Here is a 13,305-nt window from a genome sequence, read left to right as displayed (position 1 = left end):
CCGCCGTGGCTAAACGGCGGTCAGCGTTCAGGCCGGGACACCGCTATGGAAACGGAATTCCGTTTCCGGCGTGTTAATCAACACGGCTTCCGCCTCGCCAAGCTGGCGCACGCGTTCGCGAATATCATCTTCGGCAATCCGCTGCGCCAGTTCCAGATAGTCCTGATAATGGCGTGCTTCCGAGCGCAGCAGCGACAAATAAAACGTCTGCAGATCATTATCCAGCCATGGCGCCAGCGCGGCAAAACGCTCGCAGGAGCGGGCTTCGATGTAAGCGCCGCAAATCAGTTTATCAATAAGCATCGCAGGTTCATGAGAACGCACTTCCCGACGCAGCCCGCGCGCATAGCTGCTGGCGGTAATTTTGACGTAGGGGATATCGCGGGAAAGCATGATTTCGCGAACCTGCCAAAAGTGATGCAGCTCTTCTTTGATCAGCAAAATCATGCTGTCGAGTAGCTGACGCCCCCAGGGATCGTCGGTCTGCGGCATGGCGCTTTTATTAATCTGTTTATGCAGCGCGACAAAATCAGGCTCTGACCCGCGTCGCCAGGTGAAATCCTCATAGGGCTTCAGGCAGGCCAAAAGCTCATCCGACTCTTCTTTATCCGCCACATATCGACGCACCAGCAGCATGGCATTTTGCGCCGCCTTTAGCTCGCATACCATATGGTCCGTCAGCAGCAGCGGGAGATTTTCCGGTTTACGGGCTTCATCGATCCACGCCTGCGGCGTCGGACAATGTAAAAATTCTAAGATCGGGGAGAGTATTTGCGGATAATCCATTGACGTTCCTTGCTACACACACAATCATTCAGATACATCGCGACGGCAAAGAACACGGCTCCGGGATGAACAGCGTGCTGTTGCCAACGTGAATGATGATGGATATAAACGACGGCATACCTTGCCGTCGTTTACTTCAACGCGGAGATGCTTAGTGGCGAATGCCGTTGTCGTCGTCCATAAGATCTTCGTCGTCATCACCTTCTTCGTCTTCCCCGTCGGGATCTTCGTAGTAGGTGCCCCAGCCGTCGTACTCAACGTCGTATTTTTCAGCCAGCGTCATCAGTTGCTCGACCTGGGCATCGATCAGCTCAGCATTCAGCGCAGATTCACTGAGGATATCGCAACAAATAACCATCTCCCCCTCTTCAACTTCCAGCTCTTCTGGCTCGGTCACTTCGTAACCCAGTTTGAAGGCTTCAACTGCCACTTTCTCCAGCGTGTCGAAATCATCGGCGGAAAGATGATGTTCGATGGTGTACAGCGCATCCGGATCGCTGCCATCTTCGAGCAGCTCTTCGATAATCAGACGCGTTTCTTCACGCTGCTCTTCCAGTAGTTCCGGGTTTGCCATGGCTTGTTCCTCATAATATGTCGCGGATACTGCATATTGTCACATACCGCCGTGATTGCCTCCACCTTCTGAGAGAAAGATTTATCGCACGGGGTTGCAAATGAATATTAATACATATAAAGTGAATTTTAATTCAGTAAGTGGCCTAAGCCATGTGAGGAAACCATGTCAGCGTTTTATCAGAAGCACTTTTTAAAGTTACTCGATTTTACCTCTGCCGAAATTACCTCCCTGCTTGAGCTGGCAGCCAGACTCAAAGCAGATAAAAAAAACAATATTGAAGTCCAGCATCTCATCGGCAAAAACATCGCGCTCATCTTCGAAAAAGACTCGACCCGTACCCGATGCTCTTTCGAAGTTGCCGCATACGATCAGGGCGCTCGCGTAACCTATCTTGGGCCAAGCGGCAGCCAGATTGGGCATAAAGAGTCCATTAAAGACACCGCCCGCGTGCTGGGACGCATGTATGACGGTATTCAGTACCGCGGCCACGGCCAGGAAATCGTAGAAACGCTGGCGGAATATGCGGGCGTTCCCGTGTGGAATGGATTGACCAATGAATTTCACCCCACGCAGCTGCTGGCGGATTTGCTGACCATGCAGGAACACCTGCCGGGCAAAGCCTTCAATGAGATGACGCTGGTTTACGCTGGCGATGCGCGTAATAACATGGGCAATTCCATGCTGGAAGCCGCCGCGCTGACGGGGCTGGATTTACGCCTGGTGGCTCCACAGGCATGCTGGCCGGATGCAAGCCTGGTCGCAGAGTGCAAAGCGCTGGCGCAAAAGAACGGCGGCAATATTACGCTGACTGAAGATATTGCAGCGGGTGTAAAAGGCGCGGACTTTATCTATACCGATGTCTGGGTATCGATGGGCGAAGCCAAAGAGAAATGGGCAGAGCGCATCGCGCTGTTGCGCGGTTATCAGGTAAATAGCGCGATGATGGCGCTGACCGGCAATCCGCAGGTGAAATTCCTCCACTGCCTGCCCGCATTCCATGACGATCAGACCACGCTCGGCAAACAGATGGCGGCGGATTATGGCCTGCACGGCGGAATGGAAGTAACCGATGAGGTCTTTGAATCTCCGGCCAGCATCGTATTTGACCAGGCGGAAAACCGCATGCACACCATCAAAGCGGTGATGGTGGCAACGCTGGCGAAATAATGATAATGCCTTATTTATCCGGCCTGCAGAATATACTCCCGCAGGCCGGATGAGGCGTTTTGCATCGCGCCCCCGGCAATACGTCTTATTCAACCAGCAGCTTCACGACCGCTTTGCGTACCTGAGCTGGCGCCCCCACGGCGCACAGCGGCTTATGGACTTCCCCGGGGTAAAAGACCACAAAATCGCCTTCATTCAGGATCACCGTTTTTTCCTCTGCCCCTTCAGGCAAAAACGCGATGTCTTTATCCGCCAGCCAGTCGGTTTCCGGCGCGCCCGCAGGCTGGGTGCTAAAGGTCATGCCTTCCTGCCCCTTTAATACGATCTGAATATCGAGATAGCGCCCGTGATACTCCGCACGACGCTTTTCGAACGGCTCGGTCATGTCTTCGGAAACCAGATAGAACAGGCGATTACCATCGATATCATGCTTACCGAGCGGGGTCGCATCGGTAACATGGGCTTTAATATAGTCAATAGCCTGACGCAGCTGTTCCGGTAGCCAGGGTTGCAGATTGTGGATGTTTCCGGCGATCATAATGCCTCCTAAAATATAAAACAGCTTTTCATTTTACGCTTTTATACCGCCCTTCCTGCTACCCTGCCACCCCTATTTAAGGGTTTTTTGCGTTAGCGCAGGAATATCCAGGCAAACGTTTACTTGTTTGTGGATTAATCACTTGATCCGAAATTTGAGCTGCGTATAATCGCGGACAATTTGCCGGGAGGAAGCATGACCTACTGTGTACGACATTCTGTCTTACCGCGTCTGAAAACAGGCGCTGGCGTAGCGTTTTTCTTTCCGTTGCTCAATAAAGTCTCTAAGCCCCTTATTTAAGGGGCTTTTTTTTGCCCAGGCGTCAGGAGATAAACATGGCTAACCCGCTATTTCAAAAACATATCATTTCCATAAACGATCTCAGCCGCGAAGACCTTGAACGGGTACTGGCGACCGCAGCCAAACTGAAAGCCAATCCGCAGCCAGAGTTGCTGAAGCATAAGGTGATTGCCAGCTGCTTTTTTGAAGCCTCTACCCGCACCCGTCTGTCGTTTGAAACTTCAATGCACCGGCTGGGCGCCAGCGTGGTGGGTTTCTCAGACAGCAGCAATACCTCGCTGGGCAAAAAAGGCGAAACTCTGGCCGACACCATCTCGGTGATCAGTACCTACGTCGATGCCATCGTCATGCGCCACCCGCAGGAAGGCGCGGCGCGCCTGGCGACAGAGTTCTCCGGCGGTATTCCGGTGCTTAACGCCGGTGATGGCGCTAACCAGCATCCGACGCAGACACTGCTGGATCTGTTCACCATTCAGGAGACCCAGGGCCGTCTGGAAAACCTCAATGTCGCGATGGTTGGCGACCTGAAATATGGTCGCACCGTCCACTCGCTGACCCAGGCGTTGGCCAAATTTAACGGCAACCGCTTCTACTTTATTGCGCCGGACGCGCTGGCGATGCCGCAGTACATTCTCGATATGCTCGACGAAAAAGGCATTGGCTGGAGCCTGCATAGCGCCATTGAAGAAGTGATAGAAGAGGTCGATATTCTTTACATGACCCGTGTGCAGAAAGAGCGCCTTGACCCGTCAGAATATGCCAACGTTAAAGCACAGTTTGTTCTGCGCGCAGCCGACCTGGAAGGGGCACGAGCCAATATGAAAGTGCTGCACCCGCTGCCGCGTGTGGATGAGATCACCACCGATGTCGATAAAACGCCGCACGCCTGGTACTTCCAGCAGGCAGGGAACGGCATCTTCGCCCGCCAGGCGTTACTGGCACTGGTACTGAATAGCGATCTGGCACTGTAAGGGGGAAAAAGAGATGACACACGACAATAAATTGCAGGTTGAAGCCATCAAACGCGGCACTGTTATCGACCATATCCCGGCGCAGGTCGGCTTTAAGCTACTGACCCTGTTCAAACTGACCGAAACGGATCAGCGCATCACCATCGGCCTGAACCTGCCTTCCGGTGAAATGGGCCGTAAAGATTTAATCAAAATCGAGAATACCTTCCTGACCGATGAACAGGTCAACCAGCTATCCCTGTATGCGCCGCAGGCAACGGTAAACCGTATCGATAATTATGAAGTCGTAGGCAAATCTCGCCCGAATCTGCCGGAACGCATCAACAATGTACTGGTGTGCCCGAACAGTAACTGCATCAGCCATGCCGAGCCGGTCGCTTCCAGCTTTGCGGTAAAAAAACGTGAAAATGATATTGCGCTGAAGTGCAAATATTGTGAAAAAGAGTTCTCACATAATGTGGTCCTGGCTAACTAATTGCGGTTGGTATTGCGTACCCGGCTGCCTATAATGGTCGGGTTTACCGCATATTATCTTTTTGCATGTTGCGCTGTCGGCAACGAGAAAAGTTTGTATAACGACTTCATTATGCTGTTATTCAGGAGAACTCATGTCTAAAACTATTGCGACGGAAAATGCACCAGCAGCCATCGGCCCATACGTTCAGGGTGTCGATCTGGGTAACATGATCATCACGTCCGGCCAGATCCCGGTAGACCCGAAAACCGGCAGCGTAGCGGAAGATGTTGCCGCTCAGGCGCGTCAGTCTCTGGACAACGTGAAAGCTATCGTTGAAGCAGCCGGTCTGAAAGTAGGCGATATTGTTAAAACTACCGTTTTCGTAAAAGATCTCAACGATTTCGCCACCGTTAACGCCACATATGAAGCGTTCTTCACCGAGCATAACGCCACTTTCCCGGCGCGTTCCTGCGTGGAAGTCGCTCGCCTGCCGAAAGACGTGAAGATTGAGATCGAAGCAATCGCCATTCGCCGCTGATTGGCGACAGTGTGAAAAAATAGAGCCTCTGGCTGTAAAAAAGGCTGATGACAAACCGGATTTAAATATTGTGCTGGAATTTGGGCCGGGTGGCGCCTTACCCGGTCCGGGAGAGCAACAATATCACTATATTACTGTTTTTCGTCGGTTTTTTTTCGGCTCGCGCAAACGAAGCGCCGCCGGCAATTGCTGAAGAACCCGCTTTGTCAGCAATCTGTATTACAGCCTCCGGCTGTAATACAGACCCGTTAAGCCCCCTTTCGGTGGATGTGCCGTAAATCAACGGCGGCATTTGCTATTTTCGCCAGGTTCGCGCTCGTCCCCAACTCCCCGCTGCTCACTGCCAGCCGTAACGGCGGCTATAGAAGCCTTTCACCATCTGAGTCAGAGTCATATAACCTGCCAGAATGGCAATCAGCCACGGGAAGTAGCTCAGCGGTAGCGCCTGCAGTTGCAAATAGCTCGCCAGCGGCGAGAACGGTAGCGTCATCCCCACCACCATCACCAATAGCGTCATTACGATCAGCGGCCAGGCCGCACGACTCTGGATAAACGGGATCCGTCGCGTGCGGATCATGTGCACAATCAGCGTTTGCGACAGTAGACCCACCACAAACCAGCCGGACTGGAACAGCGTCTGATGTTCCGGCGTATTGGCATGGAACACCCACCACATCAGGCAGAACGTCAGAATATCGAATATCGAACTGATCGGCCCAAAGAAGATCATAAAGCGCCCGAGGTCCGCCGGATTCCAGCGCTGCGGCTGTTGAATTTGCTCATCGTCAACGTTATCGAACGGAATCGCCACCTGGGAAACATCGTACAGCAGGTTCTGAATCAATAAGTGCAACGGCAGCATCGGCAAGAACGGCAGAAAGGCGCTGGCCACCAATACACTGAAGACGTTGCCGAAATTAGAACTGGCGGTCATTTTGATGTACTTGAGCATGTTGGCGAAAGTCCGGCGGCCTTCGATAACCCCCTCTTCCAGCACCATCAGGCTTTTCTCCAGCAAAATGATATCCGCCGCCTCGCGCGCGATATCCACCGCGCCATCAACAGAAATACCGATATCTGCCGCCCGCAGCGCCGGAGCATCATTAATGCCATCGCCCATAAACCCCACCACGTGCCCTTCGCGTTTCAGCAGCGTCACAATGCGCTCTTTATGCAGCGGAGTAAGGCGGGCAAACAGCGTGGTACGCTTTGCCAGCCCGGCAAGTTGATCATCGCTTAGCGCGTCAATCTGGCTGCCGATCACCACGTCGCCCGCTTCCAGTCCCACTTCATGGCACACTTTTGCCGCTACCAGCTCGCTATCGCCGGTGAGGATTTTCACCGTAATGCCGCTGGCCTTCAGCGCCTTAAGCGCCGGGGCGGTGGTCTCCTTCGGCGGATCGAGGAAAGCAATATAGCCTTCGAGGATTAAATCTGATTCATCCGCACGCCGGTAGTCGCCTTCGCGGGCGGGGAGGTATTTGCTCGCCACCGCCACTACCCGCAGCCCCTGACGGTTCAGCGTATCGGTAACCCGACGAATACGTCGCAGCATGGTTTCGTCCAGCGGTACGATTTCGCCGTTATAGCGCACCTGGGTAGAAACGTTGAGGATCTCCTGTAACGCCCCTTTGCAGATCAATTGATGGACGTTATCCTGCTCCTGCACCACCACCGACATGCGGCGGCGTTCAAAATCGAACGGGATCTCATCCACTTTTTGCCAGCGTGCCGCCAGACTCCGCGCCGACTCCAGCTCTACCCCCTCCAGCACTGCGGTATCCAGCAGGTTCTTCAGCCCGGTCTGGTAGTGGCTGTTCAGCCAGGCTGCGTGCAATACGCGTTCACTCACCTTACCCGACACATCCGTGTGATTCTCCAGCACAATTTTATCCTGAGTCAGTGTGCCGGTTTTATCGGTGCACAGAATATCCATCGCGCCAAAGTTCTGAATCGCGTCAAGGTGTTTAACGATAACCTTCTGTTTCGACAGTTTCACCGCCCCGCGCGCCAGCGTCGAGGTGACGATCATCGGCAGCATCTCCGGGGTCAGGCCAACCGCCACCGAAAGCGCGAACAGCGCCGCTTCCCACCAGTCGCCTTTGGTATAGCCGTTAATCAACAGCACGACTGGCGTCATCACCAGCATAAAACGGATTAACAACATACTGACCCGGCTGATGCCTTTCTGGAAAGCGTTAGGCTCGCTTTCCTGCTCGCTGACGCGCCCCGCCAGTTGACCAAACCAGGTGCCGCCGCCGGTGGCGAAAACCATGGCCTGCGCCGAACCGCTCACCACGTTCGTGCCCATAAAGCACAACGTGTCGCACTCCAGCGGATTTGTTTGTTGCGGGTCACGGGTGTGCGCCACTTTCTCGATCGGCAACGATTCCCCGGTCAGCGAGGCCTGCGCAACAAACAGATCGCGCGCCTGAATGACGCGCAGGTCAGCCGGGATCATATCTCCCGCCGAGAGTTTCACGATATCTCCCGGTACCACCTGGTCTATGGGCAGCTCACACCAGCGGCTTTCGCCCTGCTCATTCACCACCCGCAGCACCGTCGCGGTATTACTGACCATCGCTTTCAGGGCGTCCGCCGCTTTGGTCGAGCGGGCTTCCTGAATAAAATTGAGCAGCGTGGATATCCCTACCATTAGCGCGATCACCGCTGCGGCAAACAGATCTTCCGTCGAGTAGGAGACAATACCCAGAACGGTCAGCAGCAAGTTGAAGGGATTGCGATAACAGCTCCACAGGTGCACCCACCACGGCGATGGCTTCTGCGCCGGGATGTGGTTTGCGCCATACTGCGCGATTTTCTGCGCCACTTCACCTTCATTGAGCCCTTCCGGATGGCTGGCAAAAGCGTGCCAGAGCGCATTTTCATCCATGACTGCTACACTCAGGCACTGCTTGCCGAGAGAATCCGGGATTGGCGCGCTCGCCAGATGACGGGCATCAGGTAGCGGATCGCGTTGTACCAGACGACGCGGTAAATGGCGGCTAAGCTGAGCAAACAGTTGCCGGGTAAAATTTTTCAACATAAACAGTCCCTCCGCGCTCGCGCGAACGAACGCAGCATCACCGACAGACGCGCATAAACCTTACCTGTCAGGCATGTTATTTTTATGGCAAGGACATCAAAGACATCGCTGCTTTACGTTTTCCGGTAAAGCGGCGCAAAACAGGTTTACCGGAAAGAAAGGGGGCTCCATCGAGGATGAGGAGTGGGATCAGGGTCCATAAAATCTCCGGTAAATGAATACAAACGACACGAATGCTAAGAGCCTATCCCATTAGGGCTATTTTGCTTGTCATTTTGAACCTGGGCAGTGCTCAGAATCCTCACGTACTACGTGTACGCCCGGTTCTTCCGCGCTGGCCGTGTTCAAACTGTCTGCGCCAATAACGCCTGGTGGGATAGGCTCTAAAACTACCAATAACCGAGTCAGGGCTATTATGGCGATAATACCCTCGTGTCATTAAACCAGACGTAAACCAGGCTTTGCTCAACGTGGCTTCGTTGAGTAGCATTAGGCTCACTTTAAGCGGATCACAACGGGAACCCAGCATGCAAAACCGGCTGACCATCAAAGATATTGCGCGCTTAAGCGGCGTCGGGAAATCGACGGTATCGCGAGTGCTGAATAATGAAAGCGGCGTTAGCGAGCGCACCCGCGAACGGGTGGAAGCGGTGATGCAGCAGCACGGATTCTCCCCCTCGCGATCTGCAAGAGCGATGCGCGGCCAGAGCGATAAGGTGGTGGCGATAATCGTCACCCGTCTGGATTCACATTCGGAAAACCTCGCCGTGCAAACCATGCTGCCCGCCTTTTACGAGCAGGGCTACGATCCGATTATGATGGAGAGCCAGTTCTCTCCAACGCTGGTTGAAGAGCATCTCGGCATACTCGCCCGGCGCAATATTGACGGCGTAGTGCTGTTTGGCTTTACCGGTATTCATGAAGAGATGCTTACTCCCTGGCGAGAGACGCTGGTGCTGCTGGCCCGCGATGCACCGGGGATCGCCTCCGTTTGCTATGACGACGAAGGGGCCATCAACATGCTGATGCAGCGTCTGTACGATCGCGGCCATCGCCATATCAGTTTCCTCGGCGTGCCGCATAGCGATGTGACAACCGGGCAACGCCGCCATCAGGCCTATATCCATTTCTGCGAGAAAAAGCATCTCTCCCCCCTTGCTGCCCTGCCGGGGCTGGGGATGAAACAAGGCTATGAAAACGTCGCCAGCGTGCTGACGACTGAAACCAGCGCGCTGGTCTGCGCCACCGATATGCTCGCCCTTGGGGCCTGCAAATATCTTCAGCAGCAGGGAATTGACCATCTCCAGCTTGCCAGCGTCGGCAGTACACCGCTGATGACATTTCTTCATCCAGAGATCATCACCGTCGATCCCGGCTACGCCGAGTCCGGACGCCGGGCAGCCCGGCAGTTGATCGAGCAGATCGCCGGGAGCAGAGCGCCTCGTCAAATCGTGATTCCCGCCATCTTGAATTAGGCCCGTCTGCACGATTTATGTGATCTTCGCAGCGTTTCGGGAACGTTCCCGTTTTGTAATTAAAGCGAACCGGTTAGGATCCGCCCCAAGTAAATACCCAACCTCTCCTCCCGGTCATGAGGCCTCATCATGAGTAAAGTTAACCAGCAGGATATAGATAAACTTATCGAACTGGTGGGCGGACGCGACAATATCGCCACCGTCAGCCACTGTATTACCCGTCTGCGTTTTGTGCTGAATAATCCCGCCATCGCCAGACCAAAAGAGATTGAACAGCTACGCATGGTGAAAGGCTGCTTTACCAACGCCGGGCAGTTCCAGGTGGTGATTGGCACCGATGTCGGCGATTACTATCAAGCGCTGCTGGCCACCACCGGGCAAGCCAGCGCAGATAAAGAGCAGGCCAAAAAAGCCGCCCGACAAAACATGAAGTGGCACGAACAGCTCATCTCACACTTCGCGGAAATCTTCTTCCCGCTGCTGCCCGCACTGATCAGCGGCGGCCTGATCCTGGGCTTCCGTAACGTCATCGGCGATCTGCCGATGAGCAACGGCCAGACGCTGGCGCAGATGCACCCGTCGCTGAAAACCATTTATGACTTCCTGTGGCTGATTGGCGAAGCGATCTTCTTCTACCTGCCGGTAGGTATCTGCTGGTCAGCGGTGAAGAAAATGGGCGGCACGCCGATCCTCGGCATTGTGCTGGGCGTCACCCTCGTCTCCCCGCAGCTGATGAACGCCTATCTGCTGGGCCAACAGGTGCCGGAGGTGTGGAACTTCGGTCTGTTTACTATCGCCAAAGTGGGCTATCAGGCCCAGGTTATTCCGGCGCTGCTGGCGGGACTGGCGCTCGGCTTTATCGAAATTCGCCTGAAACGCATCGTTCCTGACTATCTCTACCTGGTGGTGGTGCCGGTATGTTCCCTGATCCTCGCGGTATTCCTCGCCCACGCCTTTATTGGTCCATTTGGCCGCATGATTGGCGACGGCGTGGCCTGGGCCGTGCGTCATCTGATGACCGGTAGCTTCGCGCCGATTGGCGCCGCGCTGTTCGGCTTCCTGTATGCCCCGCTGGTGATTACCGGCGTCCATCAGACCACCCTGGCCATCGACATGCAGATGATTCAGAGCATGGGCGGTACGCCGGTCTGGCCGCTGATTGCGCTGTCTAACATCGCCCAGGCGTCAGCGGTCGTCGGAATCATCATCGCCAGCCGCAAACAAAACGAGCGTGAAATCTCCGTCCCGGCGGCCATTTCCGCCTACCTCGGCGTGACGGAGCCGGCGATGTACGGTATCAACCTGAAATACCGCTTTCCGATGCTGTGCGCGATGATCGGCTCCGGTCTTGCCGGACTGCTGTGCGGACTGAACGGCGTGATGGCCAACGGTATTGGCGTCGGCGGCCTGCCGGGTATTCTCTCCATTCAGCCGAGCTACTGGCAGGTCTACGCTCTGGCGATGGCCATTGCGGTGGTGGTGCCGATTATCCTGACGACGGTCGTCTATCAGCGTAAATTCCGCCAGGGCACCTTACAGATTGTCTGACTTCTTATTTTCGGGGCGCGCTGTCGCCCCTTGTCGTAGCAGGAACGCGAAATGAATACCCTTCCCCTCTGGTGGCAAAACGGCGTTATTTATCAAATCTATCCGAAGAGTTTCCAGGATACCACCGGTACAGGAACCGGCGATCTACGCGGCGTTATCTCACGTCTTGATTATCTGCAAAAGCTGGGCATTGACGCGATCTGGCTGACGCCATTCTACGTCTCGCCGCAGGTCGATAATGGCTACGATGTCGCCAACTATACCGCTATCGACCCGGCCTATGGCACGCTGGACGACTTCGACGAACTGGTTGCGCAGGCGCACAATCGCGGGATCCGTATCGTGCTGGATATGGTGTTTAACCACACCTCTACTGAGCATGCCTGGTTCCGGGAAGCGCTTAACAAAGAGAGTCCGTATCGCCAGTTCTATATCTGGCGCGACGGCGAACCAACCACTCCACCAAATAACTGGCGCTCTAAATTTGGCGGCAACGCCTGGCAGTGGCACGCTGCAAGCGAGCAGTATTATCTGCATCTGTTTGCCGTGGAGCAGGCGGATCTGAACTGGGAAAACCCGGCGCTACGCACAGAGCTGAAAAAAGTCTGCGAATTCTGGGCCGATCGCGGCGTCGACGGTCTGCGTCTGGATGTGGTCAATTTGATCTCCAAAGATCAGACTTTCCCGTCTGATACGGATGGCGATGGCCGCCGTTTCTATACCGACGGCCCGCGAGCGCACGAATTTTTACAGGAAATGAGTCGCGATGTTTTCGGACCGCGGAATCTGATGACGGTAGGGGAAATGTCCTCCACCTCGCTGGAGCATTGCCAGCGGTATGCGGCGCTGGATGGCGGCGAATTGTCGATGACCTTTAACTTTCACCATCTGAAGGTGGACTATCCCGGCGGTGAGAAGTGGACGCTGGCGCGCCCGGATTATGTGGCGCTGAAATCGTTGTTCAGCCACTGGCAGCAGGGGATACACAATCGCGCATGGAACGCGTTGTTCTGGTGTAACCACGATCAGCCGCGCATTGTTTCCCGCTTTGGCGACGAAGGCGAATACCGCGTCCCGGCGGCGAAAATGCTGGCGATGGTGCTGCACGGCATGCAGGGCACCCCCTATATCTACCAGGGTGAAGAGATAGGCATGACTAACCCGCACTTTACGCGCATTACCGATTATCGCGACGTAGAGAGCCGCAATATGTTTATTGAACGTGCGGCCCAGGGGCAGAGCGCCGATCAACTGCTGGCGATTCTGGCCAGCAAATCCCGCGATAACAGCCGTACGCCAATGCAGTGGAACAGCGGCGAAAACGGCGGCTTCAGCGCGGGCAAACCGTGGATTGCGCTGTGCGATAATTATCGTGAGATCAACGTCGACGCGGCGCTGGCTGACCCGGAATCGGTCTTTTATACCTATCAACAGCTGATTACGTTGCGTAAAAGCACGCCGGTACTGACCTGGGGTGATTACCAGGATTTGCTGCCAGCACATCCTTCGCTATGGTGCTATCGCCGTCAATGGCAAGGGCAAACGCTGGTTGTCGCCGCTAACCTGAGTCGTGAATTCCAGTCCTGGCGAGCGGAAGGCATAGCAGGTGAATGGCAGGTGCTAATGAGCAACTATGCCGAAGCAGCCAATCGCCCCTCGGACATGCTCCTGCGTCCATTTGAAGCAGTATGGTGGTTACAGGAGTAAGTGGCGCCCCCGGTAGCGATGTTACCGGGGATGCTGATCCCTCCGCCCCGCCTGAATTTGACCATTCCTTTACCTGCAATCTACATGCTCCCCGAGCGGACGCAAATTATGCTTAATTTATAAGCAGATAAATTTACATTTAGCGCTAGCGCCCATCATCTGTACTCTCATCTTTTTACTTTGTCCTGCATCAAT

At 54.7% G+C, this 13,305-nt stretch carries 14 protein-coding genes and 1 pseudogene; 9 read left to right on the top strand and 6 right to left on the bottom strand.

The genetic code is table 11. The features are described 5' to 3' along the window. Positions 1-27 precede the first annotated feature (27 nt). Both miaE and rraB read right to left on the bottom strand, forming a co-directional pair. Positions 28-786, bottom strand: coding sequence for a tRNA isopentenyl-2-thiomethyl-A-37 hydroxylase MiaE (gene miaE, locus ABK821_RS04805; RefSeq protein WP_343178431.1), 759 nt, complete (start codon positions 784-786; stop codon positions 28-30). 151 nt (positions 787-937) lie between these two features. Beyond that, on the bottom strand, positions 938-1,360 hold the full coding sequence (gene rraB / locus ABK821_RS04800; protein ID WP_138361634.1) for a ribonuclease E inhibitor RraB: 423 nt from the start codon (positions 1,358-1,360) through the stop codon (positions 938-940). Positions 1,361-1,460: 100 nt separating this feature from the next. Here rraB and ABK821_RS04795 point away from each other — a divergent pair, with 100 nt between their 5' ends. Together ABK821_RS04795 and argF are read left to right on the top strand one after the other, a co-directional pair. Beyond that, a complete protein-coding gene (locus tag ABK821_RS04795; protein WP_374043487.1) occupies positions 1,461-1,556 on the top strand; it encodes a hypothetical protein in 96 nt (31 codons plus the stop codon). Continuing rightward, positions 1,526-2,530 carry an ornithine carbamoyltransferase gene (gene argF, locus ABK821_RS04790; RefSeq protein WP_138361635.1) on the top strand — a complete coding sequence of 335 codons (1,005 nt, stop codon included), beginning with the start codon at positions 1,526-1,528 and terminating at the stop codon, positions 2,528-2,530. Before ABK821_RS04795 ends, argF begins: the two co-directional genes overlap by 31 nt. Positions 2,531-2,615: 85 nt before the next feature. Here the strand turns inward: argF and ABK821_RS04785 are convergent, their stop codons facing one another. Beyond that, complete coding sequence (locus ABK821_RS04785; protein WP_138361636.1) at positions 2,616-3,068, bottom strand: YhcH/YjgK/YiaL family protein; 453 nt, start codon at positions 3,066-3,068, stop codon at positions 2,616-2,618. A 141-nt stretch (positions 3,069-3,209) separates the two neighbouring features. After that, a pseudogene (locus ABK821_RS04780) lies at positions 3,210-3,284 on the bottom strand (hypothetical protein); the annotation flags it as partial. Between ABK821_RS04780 and ABK821_RS04775 the strand changes: the two are divergent. From ABK821_RS04775 to ridA, 4 genes are all read left to right on the top strand, one after another. Beyond that, positions 3,264-3,368, top strand: a complete 105-nt coding sequence (locus tag ABK821_RS04775; protein ID WP_138361637.1) for a pyrBI operon leader peptide — start codon at positions 3,264-3,266, stop codon at positions 3,366-3,368. The pseudogene ABK821_RS04780 and the gene ABK821_RS04775 sit on opposite strands and share 21 nt — an antisense overlap. A 35-nt stretch (positions 3,369-3,403) precedes the next feature. Then, positions 3,404-4,339 carry an aspartate carbamoyltransferase gene (pyrB, locus tag ABK821_RS04770; protein ID WP_138361638.1) on the top strand — a complete coding sequence of 312 codons (936 nt, stop codon included), beginning with the start codon at positions 3,404-3,406 and terminating at the stop codon, positions 4,337-4,339. 13 nt (positions 4,340-4,352) lie between these two features. Then, positions 4,353-4,814, top strand: a complete 462-nt coding sequence (gene pyrI / locus ABK821_RS04765) for an aspartate carbamoyltransferase regulatory subunit (protein WP_138361639.1) — start codon at positions 4,353-4,355, stop codon at positions 4,812-4,814. Between the two features lie 133 nt (positions 4,815-4,947). Next, positions 4,948-5,334: a 2-iminobutanoate/2-iminopropanoate deaminase gene (gene ridA, locus ABK821_RS04760; RefSeq protein WP_138361640.1), complete on the top strand. Its 387-nt coding sequence runs from the start codon at positions 4,948-4,950 to the stop codon at positions 5,332-5,334. A gap of 337 nt (positions 5,335-5,671) precedes the next feature. Here the strand turns inward: ridA and mgtA are convergent, their stop codons facing one another. After that, positions 5,672-8,380, bottom strand: a complete 2,709-nt coding sequence (gene mgtA / locus ABK821_RS04755) for a magnesium-translocating P-type ATPase (protein ID WP_138361641.1) — start codon at positions 8,378-8,380, stop codon at positions 5,672-5,674. A gap of 146 nt (positions 8,381-8,526) precedes the next feature. Further along, complete coding sequence (mgtL, locus tag ABK821_RS04750; RefSeq protein WP_221887633.1) at positions 8,527-8,580, bottom strand: mgtA regulatory leader peptide MgtL; 54 nt, start codon at positions 8,578-8,580, stop codon at positions 8,527-8,529. Positions 8,581-8,907: 327 nt separating this feature from the next. Between mgtL and treR the strand changes: the two genes are divergently transcribed. From treR to treC, 3 genes are all read left to right on the top strand, one after another. Continuing rightward, a complete protein-coding gene (treR, locus tag ABK821_RS04745; protein WP_142502853.1) occupies positions 8,908-9,855 on the top strand; it encodes a trehalose operon repressor TreR in 948 nt (315 codons plus the stop codon). A 129-nt stretch (positions 9,856-9,984) separates the two neighbouring features. Continuing rightward, a complete protein-coding gene (gene treB, locus ABK821_RS04740) occupies positions 9,985-11,403 on the top strand; it encodes a PTS trehalose transporter subunit IIBC (protein WP_138361643.1) in 1,419 nt (472 codons plus the stop codon). Positions 11,404-11,454: 51 nt separating this feature from the next. Continuing rightward, positions 11,455-13,110, top strand: a complete 1,656-nt coding sequence (gene treC / locus ABK821_RS04735; RefSeq protein ID WP_395033830.1) for an alpha,alpha-phosphotrehalase — start codon at positions 11,455-11,457, stop codon at positions 13,108-13,110. The last annotated feature ends 195 nt before the right edge of the window (positions 13,111-13,305 follow it).

It is taken from the genome of Klebsiella sp. KE9456, assembly GCF_043832615.1.
Classification (GTDB): domain Bacteria; phylum Pseudomonadota; class Gammaproteobacteria; order Enterobacterales; family Enterobacteriaceae; genus Klebsiella; species Klebsiella indica.
Note: the sequence above shows the minus strand (reverse complement) of the source record. Positions and strands in the feature narration are given on the sequence as shown.

Excerpts from the sequence above, each read along its gene's own strand:
- ridA (WP_138361640.1), top strand. The coding sequence starts at position 4,948 with ATGTCTAAAACTATTGCGACGGAAAATGCACCAGCAGCCATCGGCCCA.
- ABK821_RS04775 (WP_138361637.1), top strand. The coding sequence starts at position 3,264 with ATGACCTACTGTGTACGACATTCTGTCTTACCGCGTCTGAAAACAGGC.
- treR (WP_142502853.1), top strand. The coding sequence starts at position 8,908 with ATGCAAAACCGGCTGACCATCAAAGATATTGCGCGCTTAAGCGGCGTC.
- treC (WP_395033830.1), top strand. The coding sequence starts at position 11,455 with ATGAATACCCTTCCCCTCTGGTGGCAAAACGGCGTTATTTATCAAATC.
- ABK821_RS04795 (WP_374043487.1), top strand. The coding sequence starts at position 1,461 with ATGAATATTAATACATATAAAGTGAATTTTAATTCAGTAAGTGGCCTA.
- rraB (WP_138361634.1), bottom strand. The coding sequence starts at position 1,360 with ATGGCAAACCCGGAACTACTGGAAGAGCAGCGTGAAGAAACGCGTCTG.
- treB (WP_138361643.1), top strand. The coding sequence starts at position 9,985 with ATGAGTAAAGTTAACCAGCAGGATATAGATAAACTTATCGAACTGGTG.
- mgtA (WP_138361641.1), bottom strand. The coding sequence starts at position 8,380 with ATGTTGAAAAATTTTACCCGGCAACTGTTTGCTCAGCTTAGCCGCCAT.
- pyrB (WP_138361638.1), top strand. The coding sequence starts at position 3,404 with ATGGCTAACCCGCTATTTCAAAAACATATCATTTCCATAAACGATCTC.
- miaE (WP_343178431.1), bottom strand. The coding sequence starts at position 786 with ATGGATTATCCGCAAATACTCTCCCCGATCTTAGAATTTTTACATTGT.
- ABK821_RS04785 (WP_138361636.1), bottom strand. The coding sequence starts at position 3,068 with ATGATCGCCGGAAACATCCACAATCTGCAACCCTGGCTACCGGAACAG.
- argF (WP_138361635.1), top strand. The coding sequence starts at position 1,526 with ATGTCAGCGTTTTATCAGAAGCACTTTTTAAAGTTACTCGATTTTACC.
- pyrI (WP_138361639.1), top strand. The coding sequence starts at position 4,353 with ATGACACACGACAATAAATTGCAGGTTGAAGCCATCAAACGCGGCACT.